We start from the raw sequence: 18,506 nt of genomic DNA, 5'->3' as shown, positions 1-18,506 counted from the left end.
TCGACCTACAGGGGTTGGTAAGGGTCGTGGCTCTCCGGGTCGTCGGCACCGGCGGCGTCGTGGGCGTCGTCGGCGTCGTCGACGCTGCCGCGCGGATCGCGCGGCAGTTCGATCGAGGGCTGGTGTGCGACGGTGGAGCCGTCACCCGTGACAGGTCGCTCAGGCATGCATGGCCTCAGGGCTGTGAATCATGCAGCCATGTTCGGCGGACCGACATGCCGTAGCTATCCGGCGGATACGTCAATTTTCACGACAGGTCGTGAAAGGAATCGTCTTCGGCGAACACGCCGGCCTCCACGGCCTTGACCGCCAGCGCGGTCCGGGAGGTCACCTTCAACTTGCGCATCGCCGCACGCAGCTGCTGGTCCACAGTGGCTGGTGATTTGGCCAGGATCCGGCTGATCTCCCGGTTCGTCTTGCCGGCGACGACCAGTTGGACCACGTCGAGCTCGCGGGGGGAGAGCTGATCGCCGTACCCCCGTCGACCGCCGCGCCACAGTCGCGGGACCTCCGCGCCGTGTTCGCGCAGCCGCTGCGCGACCCGGTCGGCGTCGCCCCGGGCCCCGATCCGGAACAGCAGCTCGTACTGTGCGGCCAGCAGCTCCCGACCGGCGGCGAGATGGCCGTGCGCGATGAGCGCCTCAGCTTGGCGCGCGCGGGCGAGCATGGCGTCGTAGGGGCGCGGCAACGCGCTCCAGGCGCGCGCCGCCCGATCGAACGCCGCCGCCGCCCGGGCATGGTCTCCGGCCGCAGCGGCCAGCAGGGCACGGCACACGGCGAGAGCGGCGCGCGGCGCCGGTGCCGTACGCCCCCGCAGTCCCCTGGCGAACTGGTCGCACACCTGCGTCGCGGCCCTCACGTCACCCGCGGCGAGGTGCGCCTCGACCCGGGCCGGGACCAGATCCGTCGCCCAGACCCAGATGCCCTTGTTTCCGACCGTCTCCATCGGCGCGTTCGTGACCTGCAGCGCCCGGCCGCTGTGTCCCTCCGCCAGCCACAGCCGGGCCAGCGCGGCGGCGGCCTCCATCGTGTCGTCGGCCGCGCCGAGACGGGCGAACTCCTCAAGGACCAACCGGAACTGTTCCTCCGCAGCGCGCCGCCGTCCGGCCGCAGCCGCCAGCCGGGCCGCGAGGCGAATGCTGCCGAGGTAGCACGCCGGTCGGTCCCGGTCGGCGTCGGCCAGTGCCGCGCTGCGCTCCGCCAGCCCCTCCCACCGGCCGGTAAGCCACGCCAGGTTGGCCTGTTCGAGTCGGACGTTGTGCTGCAACCTCGACGCCTGTTCAGCCTCGGCCAGGTCCATGGCCACGGCGAGGTGTTTCTCCGCCTCGGCATACCGACCCCAGATCAGGGCACCGGTGCCGACATTCGCGTGGATGCGGGCCACGTCGAGTCGCTCCGCCGCGCTCGCGCCGTCGACCGGCAGGTCGGCGACGACGTCCCAGGCCTCCTCCTCGCCGAGCATGAGCAGCGCGGCGGCGCGGTTGCCGGCCAGGTTCAGCCGCTCCGCGGGCGAATCGATCTCGACGGCGAGCTCCGCGGCGCGATCCAGCCACCGCCGGTGGGTCGCCGCCGGCCACGGACCCGCATAGGCCCAGCCGAGATAGGTCATCGCCCGTGCCGCCTCGACCGGGTCATGGTCGAGGCTCGCCACCGCCTGCGCCAGCTCACGCAGTGCGGTCTGCGCCTCACCCCCGATGATCAGGAGCCGACCCAGGGGATTGCGGATCTCGGCCTGCTGGCGGGCGGACAGACCCGGGGTCTCCAGCACCGAACGCAAGGTACGGATCACCCGGTGGTAGACGTCGTCGACCGGTTCCCGACGACCCAGCGCGGCCACCCCGGCGATCCGCGCGACCCGTGCCCGATCCGCCGCCGGCAGCTCAGTGCCCGACAACAGGTCGACAAGCAGGTCGACCGCCTTGGTGTGGTCACCCGAGGCCATGGCCAGCTCGGCGCCCTGCTCGGCGTACCGCGCCCAGGACTGCGTCTCGCCCGCCTCGCGGAAGTGGTGGGCAAGGCGGGCGACGGGCGGCGGATGGACGTCTTCCAGGGCCCGGCCGGCCCGCAGATGCAACTGCCTGCGGTCGGCCAACGGGATCGCTTCGTACACGGCCGTGGCGGCCAGCACATGCCGGAATCGCCACCTGTCGTGCTCGTCGCCGTCCAGCACACCGGCGCCGGCGGCCTCCACGACAGCGCCCCGACACGCCGCCGGTGACAGACCGGCGGTCGACGCGATCGTCGCCACCGACGACCGCTCGGCCAGGATGGCCGCGGCCCGCAGCACCTGCTGCGCCGTCGGCGACAACCGGCCCACCCGCTCCCGGGTGGAATCGCGCACCGTGGGCGGCACCTGCAGCTCGCGCAGCTTCAACCGGAACCACTGCCCGTCGCGTACGACCAGGTCGGCGCGGTCGTGCATGAGGCGAACCGACTCCTCCAACGCCAGCGGAACGCCACCGGTGCGCTCGTGCATGAACGTGGTGAACTCCTGCGAGATCGGGTTGCCGTCCAGCATCGAGGACACCAGCGCCGCCGTGTCGTCGGGCCGCAACGGCGCCAGGGCGATCCTCAGCTGGGTCACGCCGGCCGGCAACCGGGAGGTCAGCCGCAGCAACAGCGATCCGACGTCCACCTCCTCCGGCCGATAGGAGATCACCAGGCTCGGCCCGTCCGACTGCTGCCGGGAGGTGAGGAACAGCAGGAACTCCAGGGTCACCTCGTCGGCCCAGTGCGCGTCCTCGAGCACGAGAACGTCGACACCCAGCGCCCGCAACAACTCGTCCAGGGCGCGGAACAGGCGATGCCGCGCCGCCTTCGCATCGTCCAAGGGCTCCAGCGCGGGCGGCAGATCCGACGACCACTCCGGGAACAGCGGCCGCAACGCACCCGCGAGCGCGGTGAGCGGCAGTCGTGACACCGGGCGGTCGATCCCCCGGAACGCGTCGACGATCGGTCCCAACGTCAGCGACTCGCGAAGCGGCGGGCACACCGACACCAGGGCGCTGCGCTGCTCCGGCGCGGCCAGCCACTCCCGCAGCAGTCGGCTCTTCCCGATCCCCGCCTCGCCCTCCACCAGCACGATCGCCGGCGGCCGGGCCACCGCGCTGCGAAGCGCCACCAGCTCCCGATCACGACCCACGAGTCGCGGGGTGGAAACCGTCGACGGGGTCCGGTCGCCCTCGGGCGAGGCGTCGAGCATGCGTGATGATCTCTCTCTTCGGTGTTCAGCCGCAACCACCCGCTCCCGGCGGCGTCAGGTCTGCGGCGCAACGCGACCCACCGCCCACGGTCGGTGCGCGGCCGGGGCGGCGACATCGGTCGAATGACCTACAAACGACAGGCCATCGACGGCGCGGTGCCCGGTTTGTTGCCATTGCCGGGCAGGGCCGATCGGGGCTGCCGCAGCCCGTCACCGCGCCTCCCACTGGCAGCAGACCCGCCGGATCGGCAGGCAAATGACTGATTCGACTCGACCTGTGCCGGCCGAGCATGGAGCCAGCCGGGACGTCGACGGTTCACCAGCACCGCGGCCGACACTTCCCGCCACGATCGTCGACTCACCCGATCCGCCCCAGCCCACGCCGGCGCGGCAACGAAAGGACAAACCCCATGAGCACCACCCGGCAGGAAATCAAGAACGTCGTACTGGTGCACGGTGCGTTCGCCGACGGCTCAGGTTGGCGAGGCGTGTACGAGAACCTGACGGCCCGGGGCTACCGGGTCACGATCGTGCAGAATCCGCTGACCTCGCTGGAGGACGACGTCGCCGCAACCACCCGTGTGCTCGACCTGCAGGACGGCCCGACGATCCTCGTCGCCCACTCCTGGGGCGGCACGGTCATCACCGAGGCGGGCGTACACCCGACGGTCGCCGGACTCGTCTACGTCTCGGCGCTGGCACCCGACGCCGGCGAGAACACCACAATGCAGTACCAGGGATTCGCCCCGACCCCCGACTTCGTCATCGACGTCGGCACGGACGGCTACGGCTTCCTCAACCACGACACGTTCAAGGCCGGCTTCGCCGCCGACGCCAGCGACGCCGACGCGGCCTTCCTCCGCGACACGCAGGTGCCGATCAACATGTCGGCCTTCGGGACGCCGGTGAAGCACGCCGCCTGGCGCGACAAGCCGAGCTGGGCCGTCATCGCCACCGACGACAAGGCCTTCGACCAGGCGATGCTTCAGCACATGGCCAAGCGCATCGGCGCGGAGATCACCAACGTCCCGGCCAGCCACGCCGTGTTCATGACGCAGCCCGCCGTCGTCGCCGACGTCATCGTGACCGCCGCACAGCACGCCGGCTGACCCCGGACCACGCCGCCCCGGGCCGGCTCACCCGCGACGTGAGCCGGCCCCGAGCAGCGTGCGCTGACTCGTCGGCGGACGAAGGGCGCCGACGGCGCCACCGCGGCCCTGACGAACAACCACCACCGCACGGGGTAGCGCCGTCAGAGGCGACGGGTACGGTTGTCGATGGCCGGACGGCGCCGGGCGTCGGCCGGGCGACAGTGGTGCAGCGGGGAGGGAGCAAGTGTGACGCGGCGCAGAGCCCTGGTGGTCCGAGGCGGCTGGGAGGGACACCGGCCGGTCGAGGCGACGGACCTGTTCATCCCGTTCCTCGAAGGCAACGGATACACGGTACGCGTGGAGGGGTCGACGGAGATCTACGCCGACGCCGCCGAACTGGCCGACACCGACCTCATCGTGCAGTGCATGACGATGTCGCAGATCACCGCCGAGCAGGTGGCCGGCCTGGCCACGGCAGTCGCCGCCGGAACGGGTTTCACCGGCTGGCACGGCGGCATCGTCGACTCCTTCCGCGCCTGCTCGGACTACCTGCACCTGGTGGGTGGCCAGTTCGCCACCCATCCGAGCGTCCCGCCGTGCGATCGCCGCGGCGGAGAACAGGACGCCTTCCTGCCCCACTCGATCACGATCACCGACCATGGTCGGCAGCACCCGATCACCGCCGGGATCGAGGACTTCGATCTGGTCACCGAGCAGTACTGGGTGCTGCACGACGACCTGATCGACGTCCTGGCCACCACCACCCACCCGACGCGGGAATGGCAGCCGTGGCACCGGCCGGTCACCTCACCGGCGATCTGGACCCGACACTGGGGTGCCGGGCGGATCGTCGTGACGACTCCCGGACACAGCCTCGACGTGCTGGAACACCCGAGCGTGCAGACCATCATCGAGAGGGGAATGGTGTGGGCGACCCGCACGGCATCGGCATCGTAGGTCTCGGGTTCATCTCCCGCGCGTACCTGAGCACCCTCGCCGACCATCCCGCCGTGCGCATCGTCGCGGTGGCCGACATCGACGCGGCGCGGGCCGAAGCGGCCGCCGCCACGATTCCCGGCGCCGAGGCGGTAAGTGTCGAGCGACTGCTGCACCACCCCGACGTGACGACGGTGCTCAACCTGACCATCCCGGCGGCGCACGCCGAGGTCTCGGGCGCGGCGATCGACGCCGGCCGCAACGTCTACGTCGAGAAACCCCTCACCGCCACCTTCCCGCAGGGCCGGTCGATCGTCGACCGGGCGGCGTCGGCCGGCGTCCGTATCGGCTGCGCGCCGGACACCGTCCTGGGCACCGGTACGCAGACCGCCCGAGCGGCGATCGACGGCGGACTGATCGGCCGCCCACTTGCCGCCTCGGCCGTCATGGTCACCCCCGGACATGAGCGCTGGCACCCGCATCCCGACTTCTACTACGCCCCCGGCGGCGGCCCCCTGCTGGACATGGGGCCCTACTACATCTCGGCGCTGGTCCACCTGCTCGGGCCGGTCCGGGCGGTGATCGGGGCCGCCAGTCAACTGCGTGACTCCCGGGTCATCGGCTCGGGTCCCCGCGTCGGGCAGCGGATCCCGGTCGAGGTGCCGACCCACGTGACCGGGGTGCTGGAACATGCCGGGGGTGTGCTGACCACCCTCACGACCAGCTTCGACGGCGTCGCGACCACGGCCGCACCGATCGAGGTGCACGGGGACAACGGCACCCTCGCCGTACCCGACCCCAACCACTTCGACGGCACGGTCCGCCAGCTCACGCTCGGCGACCCCGAGTGGCGTGCCCTCGAACCGCAGGCCGGCTACGTCGGCGCAGCCCGAGGGGTCGGCCTGATCGACCTGGTCCGGGCCGACGAGACCCGCCCACCACGGGCCAGCGGTGACATGGCGCTGCACGTCCTCGACATCATGACCGCCCTGCTCCGGTCAGCCACCGAAGGCCGACGGATCGAACTGACGACGACAGTCGAGCGCCCCGCAGCCGTCCCGCTCACCCCGACCGAGGACTGGCTCTCCGCGCCCGGCCGCTGACACCCGGTCACATGTCGGGGCCGACCAGCCCGGTCTGATAGGCGATGACCACCAGTTGCGCCCGGTCACGGGCGCCCAGCTTCGCCATCGCACGGCTGACATGGGTACGCGCGGTCGCCGGGCTGAGGAACAACTCGCCGCCGATCTCGTCGTTGTTCAGACCCCGCCCCACCAGCGCCAGCACCTCCCGCTCCCGGCCGGTGAGCACCGCGAGCCGCTGCTGAGCGGCGTCGGCGGCCGTCCGCCGTGCCGTGAACTGGCCGATGAGCCGGCGGGTGATCCGCGGGGCGAGCAGCGCCTCCCCTGCGGCGACCACCCGGATGGCGTGCAGGAGTTCGGCAGGTCCGGCGTCCTTGAGCAGAAAGCCACTGGCACCGGCCTGCAGAGCGTCGAAGACGTTGGCGTCGGTGTCGTAGGTGGTGAGAATGAGAACCCGCACCCGCTCCAGCCCGCGCATCCGGCTGATCTGTGTCGTGGCCTGGATGCCGTCCAGCTTCGGCATCCGGATGTCCATCACCACGACATCCGGGCGGGCGCTGCGAGCACCCTCCACCGCTTCGGCACCGTTCGTCGCTTCACCGACCACTGTGATGTCGTCCTCCAGGTCGAGCAGCAGCTTGAACCCGGAACGCACCAGCTTCTCGTCGTCGGCGAGCAGCACCTTGATCTGCGCCTGGGCAGCTGCCGTGTTCACCGGCGTGACCCGTCCGGTGCCAGCGGCAGCCGGGCCCGGACCTCGAACCCGCCGCGCCGCGTCGGCTCGGCGTCGAGGTCCCCGCCGAGCAGCTGACAACGCTCACGCATGCCCACGATCCCGCGTCCAGGATCGGCCGGCGTGTCCGCACCGTCGCCCGCCGGCGCAGGGGTGCGGCGGCCCTCGTCGGTCACCCGAACCTCCAGGACGTCGACCCCGGCGCTCAACACGACAGTCACCCGAGTCGGACCGACATGACGGATCACGTTTGTGAACGCCTCCTGCAGGATGCGGTAGGCGGCACCGTCCACCGCGCTCGGCAACGACGCAACGGGCGAGGCCGCCTCGACCGTGACGTCGAGTCCGGCCTCACGCGCCTTGGCGACAAGCTCGTCGACCTGCTCCAAGCCCGCCTGCGGCACCCGAGCGTCGTGGTCGTCACGCAGTACGCCGAGAATGGTCCGCATCTCCCGCAGCGCCCGGGCACTTGTCAGCTCGATGGCCCGCAACGCCTCCCGGGCCTGTTCCGGTCTCTTGTCCAACACGTGCGCGGTGACTCCGGACTGGACGTTGATGATGGCGATGGCGTGCGCCACGGTGTCGTGCACCTCCCGGGCGATCCGCAGCCGCTCGGCGTCGACCCGTGCCCGCGCCGCCTCCTCACGGCTGCGTTCGGCCAGTTCCGCACGCTGCTGGGCGTCGGCGGCGATGACGCGTCGGGACCGCACGGATTCGCCGAGCGCCGCGCTCATCACCGACGCGCCGATGCGGAAGAACACCCACCCGATGGCGGCCCGCGGCTCGATGTCCGCCGCCGCGACCAACCATCCCACGGCGAGCACCGTGACACCCACACCGGCGATCACCAGCGACCGACGCCCGTCACCATAGGCGGCCAGCGTGTACAGGGCGACGAACAACCCCAGCCAACCGGGCGCGTCCGGGAAGTCGAGACCGTAGTACACCAGGCTGGCCAGCGCGGCGGTCACGAACACGGCCACCGGCCACCGACGGCGCACGGCCAGGACCAGTCCACTGACCACCAGCAGCGCGTATCCGAGGTTCCCGAAGTCGGTCAGCGGCCGTGGCGCGCCCTCGACGGCGACCTTGGCGACCGTGCCCTGCACCTGCATCACGGTGACGAGCAGCGCGAGCACCACGTCATGCGCCACCACCCGCAGGGGACGCGACCCGGCTCGCTGTTCCATTCCGTGAACCTACCGCCGGCACGCACGCTCATCACTGCGCACAACCGCGCGACCGGCTACGACGACCGGCGTAGCAAGCCCCGAACCGGCTACGCCCACCTGCGTAGCCGGTGCCATCCGCCGTCGGAGGCCACGGCACCCGCACCGCCGCGACGATCTGAGCGTCCCCCGGAGCCGACAGCGTCCGTATCGCCGTCAAACCGATCAGGAGAACGACATGAGCTCATCAAGGATCCGACAGGTGCTGACCGTCACCGCTGCCGCTATGATCGGAGTCGTCGCACTCGCCGTACTGCTCGGCGCGACCGGGCTCGGCGGCCCGGCCGCCGCCGACGGGCCGGCAGCGGCCATCGACGCGTACGACCTGACCACCGGGCGACTCGTGGGCCTGGTGGGCGCCCTGGCGGCGCTGGCCGGTGTGGTCGTCGGCGGGCTGGCCGTGACCCGCCCCCGCAGCCGCATCGGCACCGGCAACGGGCGGCTTGGGGCCACCATCGCCCTGGTGGCGGGGCTGGTCGGCGTGGTCCTCGGCGGATACGTGGTGGCCGCCGCCGAGGGGGGACCCGGCACCGGCTACGGAATTGTCGGCGGCGTCGTGGCCGTGGTGGTGGGGCTGGCGAGCCTGGGACTCGGCGGGCTGGCCATGACCCGCTCGCGGCAACCCCGCTGACCGGACGCCTTGACCGGCTTCGGACTCTGAGTCCTTGCCGAGCTGCTCACCTTCGACGTCGCTGAGTCCCCGCCGCCCGCTCGTTGCGGCGGGCCACGCGATGGCCGCACTATTCGCCGACGGCTAGTCGGAGCCGGGCAAGCAGGTCGTCCACTTCCTGGGTCAGCTCATGTTCTGGGCCGTAGACGACGTGGAGGTCGTCGTGCAGCGGCTGCAGCTCCGCCGCCGCCTCGGTGGCCCTACCTTCGGAGATCAGCAGTATGCCGATGGTGAAGCGTAGGTCGAGGGCAGTGGGGGAGGCGTCGCCCGAGGCGGCGCGTACGTGGGTCAGCACCTGCCGGAACTGGCGCAGAGCTGTGGTGGCCTGACCGAGCTCAGCCCGGCAGTGGGCTGCCTGCCGGAGGCACTCCAGCGCGTTCTCGCTCGTGGCACCGGCGGTGCGGGCGTACGCGGCGGCGAGGGCGTCGAACTCCGGCAGTGCGCGCCGGAAGTCCCCGCCGATGACGAGGATGGCGGCGCGCCGTGACCGCAGCGTCAACACCCGAGGGCTCTCGGCGCCGAGTGCGTTGCTGGCCGAGCCGATCACCTGCTCCAGCAGCTCTGCCGCCTGCGCGTAGCGTTCGTCTTCCAGCAGCTCGTCGGAGTGTGACACGGCGGCCTTCATCGCGTCTCGGATCCCGGTCGCGAGGATCGCCGCCGGGTCGGCTGCCGACGTCTCGCTGGCGGGGGCCGGGACCACGGGGGTGGGCTCAGGTCGGCGACGTGGCGCGTTGGGACGGCGGTACACGAGCGTCGGGTCCGGCATGGTGCTGCGGGCGGAGTCGGCGGCGGGCGGGGCCGATCCGGGCAGGGGCAGGAACGGCAGCAGCCGCTCGTAGACGTCGTAGGCCTCCGCGGGCCGGTCCTCGGGGGCCTTGGCCAGCAGTTCGAGGACCAGTGCCTCGATCGCGGCGGGCACGTCGGGGCGGAGCGTACGCAGCGGTGGGGGCGCTTCGGTGACGTGTTGACGCCACAACTCGAACTCGCTGCCACCGGCGAAGACCCGTTGTCCGGTGAGCAGTTCGTGCAGGACGCAGCCGAGGGCGTACAGGTCGCTCTGCGGGGTGATCTGCGCGCCCTGGATCTGTTCGGGCGGCATGTAATGGTGGGTGCCGAGGGCGCTGCCGGTGGCGGTGAGCCGGGTGACGTCGGTACGCAGGATCGCGGCGATGCCGAAGTCGAGGAGCTTGATCGTGCCGTCGGCGGTGACCAGGACGTTGTCGGGTTTGAGGTCACGGTGCACGACGGGGACGGCGTGCGCGTGGGACAGCACCGTGCAGATCTGCGCGGCGATCGCGGCGGCCCAGGGCAGCGGCAGCGGCTGCTGAGGGTCGATGAAGGCCCGCAGGCTGGTGCCCCGGACGAACTCCATCACCAGGTAGAGCCGGTCGTAGGAGTGGTCGAGGACCGCGTCGTACACCTGGGGGACGCCGTGGTGGCCGATGCGGGCGGTGACGCGGGCCTCGCGGCGGAACCGCCTGGCCAGTTCGTCCGCCTGCTCGGCGGTGCGTACGGCGTCGGGACGGACGAGTTTGATGGCCACCTCGCGGTCGAGCACGCTGTCGTAGCCGCGCCAGACCTGCCCCATCCCACCGGAGCCGATCTCCTCGACCCGCTCGTACCGTCCGGCGATCGGTTCTGCCCGCATCCCGTCTCCGTTTCGTTAGGTCCTGGTCACGCGGCCTCGTCGTCGACGACTCCCTCCTGCCGGCGGATCAGCCGCCAGGCGGCGCTGCGGGCGCTGCGGTTCAGTGAGCTGCGGAAGTCGGACTGCGGGCCGAAGTAGCGGCGGCCGAGGTCGGCGGCGGACTCGAAGTGGTCCATCATCTTCTCCTCGAAGACCGGGACGAAGACGTGCCCGAAGTTCTCCTCGTCGTTGGCGACGGCAGCCTGGCGCACCTTCGCCACCTCCATCGCCTCCTGCAACGGCTTGATCACGTCGTCGTCGGTCAGGTTGGTGCCGAACCGCTCGTTGAACCGCGCGATCAGCTCGGAGAGCAGAGACTTCTCCGGCTCCTTCGCGCCGCCCGAGCCGTCGCCGAAGCCCTTCATCTCGGCCGGACCCTCGGGGTCGAGGCTGACGTCATGCTCGCCGGTCTTCTCCACTCGCAGGTGGCTGAGGTCGACCTCGCCGATGTCGACGCCACCGTCGTGACGCCGGGGCAACCGGTTGAGCAGGTGCCGAGCGTAGAGGTAGAGCCGTTCCAGTTCGGTGTCGCGGTAGGGCACGATCTGGGCGAGGAAGCCGTACTTGCGGACGTAGTCGAGAAGGTCCGCGCGGAACGCTTCGGCGTCCTCCCAGTCGTCCTCGTCGTTCAGCAGCGCCGTGAAGCGGTCGACGGCGGGCTGGAGGTGCCGGTACAGCTCGGCGTGCAGCTTCTCCCACTTCGCCGGGTTGCCGCCGGCCTGCTCCTCGGCCGCCAGGTACGCCTCGACGAACGCCTGCATCTCCGCTTCGACCAGCAACTGCGCGCCCATCACCCGGCTCTGCGCGGTGTAGAGCAGATTCGGGTCCGAGGGAAGAGTCTCGGCCTCCTCGAAGTACGGCCGGAACGCCTCCTTGATGTCCTCGGCGTCGTTGCAGAAGTCCAGCACCGCCAGATCACCCTGACTCTTGCGGTCGGCGGTCCGGTTGAGCCGGGACAGCGTCTGCACGGCGGAGACACCGGTGAGTTTCTTGTTGACGTACATCGTGGTGAGCAGCGGCTGGTCGAAGCCGGTCTGGTACTTCTCCGCGACCACCAGGATCCGGTATTCCCGCTGACCGGCGGCGGTGCCGGCGCGGGCGGTCCGGTCGTCGGCCCGGGTGTAGGCGAACGCCTTCGGCAGGGCGCTCTCGGCCAGGCCACCGTTCTCCTTCGACTCGGTGACCTCCTCACCCTCGTACGTCAACATGCCGGAGAAGGCGACAAGCACGCCCGGGTCGGGGTAGCCCCGGTCGGCGAGGTGCCCCTTGATCGCGCGGGACATCTGCACGGCGCTCTGCCGAGAGGAGGTGACCACCATCGCCTTGGCCCGACCACCGAGCCGCCCGGCGGTGTGCGCCCGGAAGTGCTCCACGATGATCTGCGCGTGCTGGGCCACCGTGGAGGCGTGGGTCAGCGCGTACCGGGCCAGCTCCTTGTTGGCCTTGGACGAGTCGACCTCCCGCTCGTCCGGGTTCTCGTTGACCAGCTTCCAGTACGTGTCGTAGGTGACGTAGTTGCGCAGCGGGTCGAGGATGAAGCCTTCCTCGATGGCCTGCCGCATCGAGTAGGTGTGGAACGGGTGGTACTTGCCGTCGTCACCGAGGGTGCCGAAGAGTTCGAGGGTCTTGTGCTTCGGCGTGGCGGTGAAGGCGAAGTAGGAAAGGTTCGCGCTGCGCTGCCGCCCGCGTACGCTGGCTGCCAGCTTTTCCTCGGTGGTCTTCGGCCCGGCGGCGCTTGTCGCGCCCGCGTCGTCGGAGTCGGCATCCAGGCCGAGGTCGCGCAGCACCCGGCGCACGTCGGTGGCCGCCTCACCGGCCTGCGAGGAGTGCGCCTCGTCCACGATGATGGCGAACCGGCTGCCCCGGATCTCGGTCGGGTTGCGCTGGAGGTAGTCCTTCAGCGCCGGGAACGTCGCCAGGGTGACCGTGAGGATCTTGCCGCTCTCCTGGGAGAGCGCCTTGGCCAACTGCTCCGACTTCGCGCCGTACCGCTCGTCGATCTTCACGACGAGCCCGGCGGTCTGCTCGAAGCTGCCGACGGTGTCGCGCAGCTGGGAATCCAGGTTCCGCCGGTCGGTGATGATGAGGACCTTGTCGAAGACCGGGCTGCCCGGCGTGGCGCCCGCGGCGAGCGCGTCCGGGTCGAGCGCCGTCGGGTCGTTCGGGGTGTGCAGCGACGACAGCCGGTGCGCCAGCCAGGCGATGGTGTTCGACTTGCCCGAGCCAGCCGAGGCCATCACCAGGTAGTTGTGCCCGGCGCCGTGCCGGGCCGCATGCGCGGTCAGCCGCTTGACCGCATGCCACTGGTGATAACGCGGAAAGATCAAAGTCTTTCGGGTACGACCACCGACGCCCTTCTCCTGATGCAGGTGCACGAAGCGTTCCAGCAGGTCGAGCCAGTTGTCCCGCTGCCAGATCTGCTCCCACAGGTAGGAGGTGGCGTACCTGCCGTGCTCGGTGGCCGGCGGGTTGCCCGCGCCGCCGGGGCGGCCCGGCCCGGCGCTGCCGGTGTTGAACGGCAGGAACCGGGTCTGCGATCCCCGCAGCGCAGTGGTGACGAAGACCAGGTCGGGGTCGACGGCGAAGTTCGCCACCACCCGCCGGGAGAAGATCAGCTCGGTGGGGTCGCGGTCGGTGCGGTACTGCTCCTTGGCGTGTTCGACGCCGGAGCCGGTGAGCGGGTTCTTCAGCTCGGCGGTGGCCACCGGGATGCCGTTGAGGAACAACGTCAGGTCCAGCCGGTGGCCCCGGTCGGCCTGCTTCGTCGCGTACGCCAACTCCCGAACCACGGTCAGCCGGTTGCGCCGGTAGTCAGCCAGGATCGCCTCGGACTCCACGAACGACGGCTTGAAGTACGCCAGACGGATGCGTACCCCGTGGTCCTTGACCCCCTTGCGGAGCACGTCGAGCAGACCGTCGGTGGCGATCGCCTGGTCGAGCCGCTTGACGAACCCGCGCTGCGCCGAATCCCGGTCGCCGCCGTAGTAGGTGACCAGGTCCTCCCACTCGTCGGGCTGGGTCGCCCCGATGAAGGTGAACAACTGCGCGGTGTCGAGCCCGAGTTCGGGCCGGTAGTCGCCCCGATCACCCTCGACCCACCCGTTGCCCAGCAACGCCGCGACGATCGCGTCCCCGAACGCCGACTCGTGATGCACCGCCATCCCGCCACCCCCACAACGGACCTCGATCCGTCGGAGCCTACTGATATGTGACCGTACGGCACAGCAACGCCGGTGTGGTATGTGTCTAGCTGCCCCGAGCGCGGCCACGCCGTGCCAGGTAGTGGCCGGCGACGGCCACACCGCCCCCGAGGACAGCGCCCATCGCGAGGTCGACTGCGCGACTCCGTGTTCCCCGGGCTTGCCCGACGCGAGAGTCGGGCACTACAGGGAGATCATTCGACGGTGGTTGGCCGTTCATAGGGCCGGCTGGTGGGCCTGCGTCGACGGCCGCCTGGTAGCTCCGATCGACGATGACGGTGAAACGACGCGCACGCCGGGATGTCTCGGCCTTCATCCGCGGGCCTCTCGCCTCCGCCCAGAAGCGCCGTCCGGCCGTGCCCTTGAAGAACTGGTCGGCGAGGACTTCCAGATGTGCCTCGCTGAGTACGTCCACTTCCCACATGAGTTGCCAGTGCGACACGATCAGGTTGGTGTAGACGTGCTTGCGAAACCACTCCAGATCCGTTGATTGCTCGATCGGCCCCCAGCACTCCAGTAGTCCCGTGTCATCGATGGCCATCTTGAGCAAGTCGGTGTGCAGAGCGCGAAGTGCCTGCTCGCGAACCGCCTTGGCCTCCTTCGCTTGCAGAATCAGGGAGATGGCAACGCCGACGAGCGCGAGACCGGCGAGGATTGCTGAGGCGGCCCCGTACGCCTCACCGACGTTGCCCAGCAACGACCAGTCGTAACCGGGTCTTTCGCCGATCCAGAGCAGGCCGGCGGGAGACATCAGCACTGCGGCGAGTATGGCCAGCACTGCGAGGAGGAGTAGGGCCGGCGTTACCGATCGGCGGCCCATGCCGGTGACCATCCGTGATCGGGACACGTCGCCTCCACGCTCGACCGTGGAGGCGAGGCTACTACAGGTGGGCGGTGGGCGGCTTCAGCCCGTCGACCTCCCGGTGGAAGAACGACTCGAACGGCTCCGCTATGGCGAGCAGCGCCCGTACCTGCGATCGGCAGCCCGCGACAACCTGCGGTGCGACGAACTTCTCCGCGCCGACCGGAGTCCCATCCGCGTCGTACCGGACGTCGTACACGGCCTTGCCTCCGGCCACCATCAGCTCCGGCACCACGCCGTGCTCCTGCTCCAAATCCAATACCTTGTCGACGGTAATCACTCGGATGCGCTCACCGGCCTCGGCGCGGAAGCGAAGGAAGTTCAGCTCCCAGATCAGGTACGGCGTGAGTGGCGGCTCCACGATCCGAAGGCGGTGCAGCCCGGAACCCCGCTCATGGAGACGGGCGAAGAACTGCACCAGTTCGGGGTTGGGTTGGGAGGCGATCCGTAACGCCTCGTCCCACCTACCGGCTGCGAACGCCTCCCAGCTCGGGCTGCCGGGCTCACGAAACGTCTGGATCCGCTCCGTCTTCAGAATCGGCTCATCCACGGACTTCACCGTGGCGTAGAAATCCGCCTCGTATTCCGACAGACTCAGCTGCTTTCCGGACGCAGATCGAAGCAGGTCACGCATCGGGGATGTCCGGCTTCGCGGCGAGGATCATGCTGCGCGGAATGACCACCAAACGCTCGTCCTGACCAACACTGACGCCTTCGGGCAGCTGACTGACGTAGACGTCGGTCAGGTCACGGCCGATGACCGCCACGTCGCCATTCGAGAGTTCCCAGATGTCGGGGCAGGTGGTCGTGCCGCCACTCTCACCCAGGTCGGCAGCCGAACGGCCGAGCCGTCGCGCGAACGTCGCGGATGGGTCCGCATCCCAAGACACCATGCCATCTCCCCACAGTCACGGAACGAGCGCTCAGAATAACGAGGAACGTGACACGAACCGCGTCAATTAATCTCCGATTTGCACGACCCGAAGTCAATCTTTGTTTCCCCCGCGCACCGCCGTAAGCGATCGCGCTGTCTGCTGGTTCATCGGGTCAGGCCGAGGGTGGCGGCCAGTCGCGCCACGTCGGCCGCTGCCGGTCCGCCCCGAACGATCTCGGTGAGCAGGGTACGGGCGACCGGGCGGTTGCGGACCTCGGCGGGTGCGGTGCGGTCGGCGTCGAGCAGGGCCTGCCCGGCGCGGGCGGGGTCGCTGCTGTCGAGGTAGGCGCGGGCGGTGTCGATGAGGTGGGCGGCGCGATGCTCGGGCGGGAGGTGTCGCCAACCGTCGGCGCGGACGACGTGTTCGTGGCGGAGCAGGGCTTCGGCGGTGTCGCCGAGGCGGTGGGCGGCCAGGGATCTGGCCGTCTGGACGGCGGCCGGTCCGAAGCCGGTGTGATGGGGGTCGGTGTCGCTGACCTGTCGGTCGGCGAGGGCGGCGGCGTGGTCGAGCAGGTCGTGGGTGTTGCGGCGGTCGCCGTCGCCGGCGGCGGCGAGTCCGGCCTGGAGGTAGAGGGTGCCGCGTACGGTGTCGTCGTCTGTGGTGTCTGCTGCGGCCAGGGCGGTGGTGAGGGCGATCCGGTGGTGGCCGAGGGCGCGTAGGGCTTGGGCGAGGGCGATGGTCGCGGTGGCGGCGAGAGTGGAATCATCGGCGGCGGTGGTGATGGCCCGGTCGGCGGCGAGCCAGGCGAGGTCGGCGTGGTCGAGTTTGACCAGCACGTTAGCGGTGAGCCGATAGGTGGAGGCCAGCAGGTTTCGGGTGCCGCCGGTGGCGTCGAGCAGGCCGGGCAGGGTGCCCAGCAGTTGCGGGTAGCGGGCGTGTTGGTAGGCCATCCAGGCGTACGCGATCTGGCCGCTGGCCTGCTGGGCGGTGACGGTGCGTTGGGGTCGGTGGTGGTGGCGGGCGAGCGCGGCGCGTACCGCGTTGATCCCGTCGTGGCGGGGTGTTGTGGTGGGTGGTGGTTGGCGGGGGCCGAGGAGGATGTCCGGGTCGAGGCGTAGGACGTCGGCGATGTCGCGGATGACGGAGTACCTGTCGAGTCTGCGTACGCCGCGTTCGACCTTGTCGACCCAGCTTTTCGACTTGCCGAGCCGATCGGCGAACGCTTGCTGGGTCATCCCCCGGTGGGCGCGCAACTCGGCCACCCGCCGTCCGAGGGGTACGGAGTTGTGGCCGCGCCGGTGGGTCATCGGCTGCCCTCGGCTGGCGGCATCGTGTGAGTGGACTCCCCACAGCGCGGACACCACCGCGACTTCACCTTGAACGCGAACAACCCAGCCAGGAAGCCCAGCAGCACCCCACTGATCACCATCATCGCCAGCTCGACCATCACGGCTGCCCATCCTGAGTTAAGGCCGAATGCTGGCGCTGAGCCCGCGAGGGCTCGCGACCACTTGGAGTCGGCGGGCGGGAGACGACCAGGAGTGGCACATCGGGGCGTGTGGTGTGTCGCGGTAACCGCCAGCACTGGTGATTCAACGTGGTGCGGGGGGACGTATCGTGCATCTCAGATCCCTTCGGGGTTCTGGCAAGCCCTCACATCGGAGCGTCTTGGTCGGATGACCGATGTGGGGGCTTCTCCATGCTCTGGGCGCTCTGGTGTAGCCCTCTACCTGCGCACCCATTCTGCGCGCGCAGATTTACGGAGTCAACGACATGGTGCCAGGAAGCGTTGGCGCGTATGGTCGGTGCCAAGCTCACGGGAAGATGGAGAATCGCGAGCGTGGAGAGCCCAACCTTCGTTCGGTTCCAGCTCGGTGCGCAGCTCAAGCGGGCGCGCGAGAAGGCCGGCGTGACCACCGAGCAGGCAGCCGCACTCATCGAGGTGTCGCCGAGCACCCTGCGGAGGATCGAGCAGGGCAGGGTCGGCCTGAAGGGTCCAGCGTTGAACGCGCTACTCGACCGGTACGGGGTGGCCGATGCCGAGCTGCGCGAGACGTTGCGATCGATGGCCCAAGCGGGCAAGCAGCGCGGCTGGTGGGCAAAGTACGGCGACCTGCCCAACTCCTACCGGCAGTACATCGGACTTGAGTCCGCAGCGTCCGCGATCGAGAACTTTGAAACCCTGGTCGTGCCGGGCCTGCTGCAGACTGTCGACTACGCCAGAGCGATCATCAGCGCTGACGCATCCCAGCCCACACCGCAGGCAACAGACGAGCGGGTCACGGTGCGCATGGAGCGGCAGAAGCTGCTCACCGAGGAGAAGCTACGCCTGGTTGCGGTGATCGATGAGGCGGTGCTGCGCCGACAGATCGGCGGACCCGAGGTGATGCGGGAACAACTGTCGGCGCTGCTCGACGCGCAGAAGCGGTGGAATGTGAGCATCCAGGTCATCCCCTTCCGAGAAGGGGCTTATGCCTCAATGGTGTCGAGCTTCCACATCCTCAGCTTCGACGAGGGACCAGGGGTGGTGTACATCGAGGGCTTGACCGGCGACCTCTACGCTGAAGGTGAGGACGTTGACAGGTGCACACGGGTGTTCAGCAGCCTTCGCGCAGCAGCCCTGTCGCCTACGGCCTCAACCGCGATGATCAAGAGGATTCGGGACGAGGGGACGCCATGAAGGCGCTCGACAACCAGTGGCGAACCAGCAGCCGCAGCGGCGGCAACGGCGCGTGCGTTGAGGCCCGGTACGCCGACCATGCCACGCAGGTCCGCGACAGCAAAGACCAGCAGGGGCCGGTGCTGACGTTCAGCTGCGGTGAGTGGACCGGCTTCATCGGTGGCATCAAGGCTGGCGCGTTCGCGGCCGAATCGGCTTTCGGTAAACCTCACCGCCCGGGGCGCTGAGTTTCGCCGCAATCGAGGGCGGCCGTCGGGCA

The 18,506-nt window shown here is 69.9% G+C and carries 17 protein-coding genes; 6 read left to right on the top strand and 11 right to left on the bottom strand.

Annotated features, from left to right (window positions below; translation table 11 throughout):
• Nucleotides 1–5: 5 nt before the first annotated feature.
• Nucleotides 6–167 carry a hypothetical protein gene (locus Vgi01_RS19705; protein ID WP_204291975.1) on the bottom strand — a complete coding sequence of 54 codons (162 nt, stop codon included), beginning with the start codon at nt 165–167 and terminating at the stop codon, nt 6–8.
• A gap of 80 nt (nt 168–247) precedes the next feature.
• On the bottom strand, nt 248–3,202 hold the full coding sequence (locus tag Vgi01_RS19700) for an ATP-binding protein (RefSeq protein ID WP_204291974.1): 2,955 nt from the start codon (nt 3,200–3,202) through the stop codon (nt 248–250).
• A gap of 410 nt (nt 3,203–3,612) precedes the next feature.
• On the opposite strand from Vgi01_RS19700, the gene Vgi01_RS19695 reads away from it, so the two are divergent.
• From Vgi01_RS19695 to Vgi01_RS19685, 3 genes are all read left to right on the top strand, one after another.
• A complete protein-coding gene (locus Vgi01_RS19695; protein ID WP_204291973.1) occupies nt 3,613–4,311 on the top strand; it encodes an alpha/beta fold hydrolase in 699 nt (232 codons plus the stop codon).
• A 228-nt stretch (nt 4,312–4,539) separates the two neighbouring features.
• Nucleotides 4,540–5,250, top strand: coding sequence for a ThuA domain-containing protein (locus tag Vgi01_RS19690; RefSeq protein WP_204291972.1), 711 nt, complete (start codon nt 4,540–4,542; stop codon nt 5,248–5,250).
• A complete protein-coding gene (locus Vgi01_RS19685) occupies nt 5,220–6,332 on the top strand; it encodes a Gfo/Idh/MocA family protein (RefSeq protein WP_204291971.1) in 1,113 nt (370 codons plus the stop codon). Before Vgi01_RS19690 ends, Vgi01_RS19685 begins: the two co-directional genes overlap by 31 nt.
• A 7-nt stretch (nt 6,333–6,339) precedes the next feature.
• Here the strand turns inward: Vgi01_RS19685 and Vgi01_RS19680 are convergent, their stop codons facing one another.
• Nucleotides 6,340–7,026, bottom strand: a complete 687-nt coding sequence (locus Vgi01_RS19680) for a response regulator transcription factor (RefSeq protein ID WP_204291970.1) — start codon at nt 7,024–7,026, stop codon at nt 6,340–6,342.
• The gene (locus Vgi01_RS19675; RefSeq protein ID WP_204291969.1) at nt 7,023–8,234 is read right to left on the bottom strand and encodes a sensor histidine kinase; all 1,212 of its coding nucleotides are present in this window, start codon (nt 8,232–8,234) and stop codon (nt 7,023–7,025) included. Before Vgi01_RS19675 ends, Vgi01_RS19680 begins: the two co-directional genes overlap by 4 nt.
• Before the next feature lie 217 nt (nt 8,235–8,451).
• On the opposite strand from Vgi01_RS19675, the gene Vgi01_RS19670 reads away from it, so the two are divergent.
• A complete protein-coding gene (locus Vgi01_RS19670; RefSeq protein ID WP_204291968.1) occupies nt 8,452–8,904 on the top strand; it encodes a DUF6223 family protein in 453 nt (150 codons plus the stop codon).
• Between the two features lie 109 nt (nt 8,905–9,013).
• Here the strand turns inward: Vgi01_RS19670 and Vgi01_RS19665 are convergent, their stop codons facing one another.
• The 7 genes from Vgi01_RS19665 to Vgi01_RS19635 all read right to left on the bottom strand — a co-directional run bounded on the left by Vgi01_RS19665 (nt 9,014) and on the right by Vgi01_RS19635 (nt 17,017).
• Entirely contained in the window at nt 9,014–10,591 is a 1,578-nt protein-coding gene (locus Vgi01_RS19665) for a serine/threonine-protein kinase (RefSeq protein ID WP_204291967.1), read from the bottom strand.
• A 26-nt stretch (nt 10,592–10,617) separates the two neighbouring features.
• Nucleotides 10,618–13,791: a type I restriction endonuclease subunit R gene (locus Vgi01_RS19660; RefSeq protein ID WP_204291966.1), complete on the bottom strand. Its 3,174-nt coding sequence runs from the start codon at nt 13,789–13,791 to the stop codon at nt 10,618–10,620.
• 85 nt (nt 13,792–13,876) lie between these two features.
• The gene (locus Vgi01_RS19655) at nt 13,877–14,677 is read right to left on the bottom strand and encodes a DUF6082 family protein (protein ID WP_204291965.1); all 801 of its coding nucleotides are present in this window, start codon (nt 14,675–14,677) and stop codon (nt 13,877–13,879) included.
• 34 nt (nt 14,678–14,711) lie between these two features.
• On the bottom strand, nt 14,712–15,326 hold the full coding sequence (locus tag Vgi01_RS19650; RefSeq protein WP_343898430.1) for a DUF6879 family protein: 615 nt from the start codon (nt 15,324–15,326) through the stop codon (nt 14,712–14,714).
• Nucleotides 15,319–15,585 (bottom strand): hypothetical protein, encoded by a 267-nt coding sequence (locus tag Vgi01_RS19645; RefSeq protein WP_204291963.1) that lies wholly within the window; start codon nt 15,583–15,585, stop codon nt 15,319–15,321. Before Vgi01_RS19645 ends, Vgi01_RS19650 begins: the two co-directional genes overlap by 8 nt.
• Before the next feature lie 146 nt (nt 15,586–15,731).
• Nucleotides 15,732–16,874, bottom strand: a complete 1,143-nt coding sequence (locus Vgi01_RS19640) for a helix-turn-helix domain-containing protein (protein WP_204291962.1) — start codon at nt 16,872–16,874, stop codon at nt 15,732–15,734.
• Nucleotides 16,871–17,017, bottom strand: a complete 147-nt coding sequence (locus Vgi01_RS19635) for a hypothetical protein (RefSeq protein WP_204292027.1) — start codon at nt 17,015–17,017, stop codon at nt 16,871–16,873. Before Vgi01_RS19635 ends, Vgi01_RS19640 begins: the two co-directional genes overlap by 4 nt.
• Before the next feature lie 390 nt (nt 17,018–17,407).
• On the opposite strand from Vgi01_RS19635, the gene Vgi01_RS19630 reads away from it, so the two are divergent.
• Nucleotides 17,408–18,247, top strand: a complete 840-nt coding sequence (locus Vgi01_RS19630; protein ID WP_204291961.1) for a helix-turn-helix domain-containing protein — start codon at nt 17,408–17,410, stop codon at nt 18,245–18,247.
• The gene (locus Vgi01_RS19625; RefSeq protein WP_204291960.1) at nt 18,244–18,474 is read left to right on the top strand and encodes a DUF397 domain-containing protein; all 231 of its coding nucleotides are present in this window, start codon (nt 18,244–18,246) and stop codon (nt 18,472–18,474) included. Before Vgi01_RS19630 ends, Vgi01_RS19625 begins: the two co-directional genes overlap by 4 nt.
• Nucleotides 18,475–18,506 lie beyond the last annotated feature (32 nt).

The organism is Micromonospora gifhornensis, assembly GCF_016863515.1.
GTDB lineage: Bacteria > Actinomycetota > Actinomycetes > Mycobacteriales > Micromonosporaceae > Micromonospora > Micromonospora gifhornensis.
Note: the sequence above shows the minus strand (reverse complement) of the source record. Positions and strands in the feature narration are given on the sequence as shown.

Coding starts and splice junctions, on each gene's coding strand:
- Vgi01_RS19705 (WP_204291975.1), bottom strand. CDS start 167: ATGCCTGAGCGACCTGTCACGGGTGACGGCTCCACCGTCGCACACCAG.
- Vgi01_RS19700 (WP_204291974.1), bottom strand. CDS start 3,202: ATGCTCGACGCCTCGCCCGAGGGCGACCGGACCCCGTCGACGGTTTCC.
- Vgi01_RS19695 (WP_204291973.1), top strand. CDS start 3,613: ATGAGCACCACCCGGCAGGAAATCAAGAACGTCGTACTGGTGCACGGT.
- Vgi01_RS19675 (WP_204291969.1), bottom strand. CDS start 8,234: ATGGAACAGCGAGCCGGGTCGCGTCCCCTGCGGGTGGTGGCGCATGAC.
- Vgi01_RS19670 (WP_204291968.1), top strand. CDS start 8,452: ATGAGCTCATCAAGGATCCGACAGGTGCTGACCGTCACCGCTGCCGCT.
- Vgi01_RS19665 (WP_204291967.1), bottom strand. CDS start 10,591: ATGCGGGCAGAACCGATCGCCGGACGGTACGAGCGGGTCGAGGAGATC.
- Vgi01_RS19660 (WP_204291966.1), bottom strand. CDS start 13,791: ATGGCGGTGCATCACGAGTCGGCGTTCGGGGACGCGATCGTCGCGGCG.
- Vgi01_RS19650 (WP_343898430.1), bottom strand. CDS start 15,326: ATGCGTGACCTGCTTCGATCTGCGTCCGGAAAGCAGCTGAGTCTGTCG.
- Vgi01_RS19645 (WP_204291963.1), bottom strand. CDS start 15,585: ATGGTGTCTTGGGATGCGGACCCATCCGCGACGTTCGCGCGACGGCTC.
- Vgi01_RS19640 (WP_204291962.1), bottom strand. CDS start 16,874: ATGACCCACCGGCGCGGCCACAACTCCGTACCCCTCGGACGGCGGGTG.
- Vgi01_RS19625 (WP_204291960.1), top strand. CDS start 18,244: ATGAAGGCGCTCGACAACCAGTGGCGAACCAGCAGCCGCAGCGGCGGC.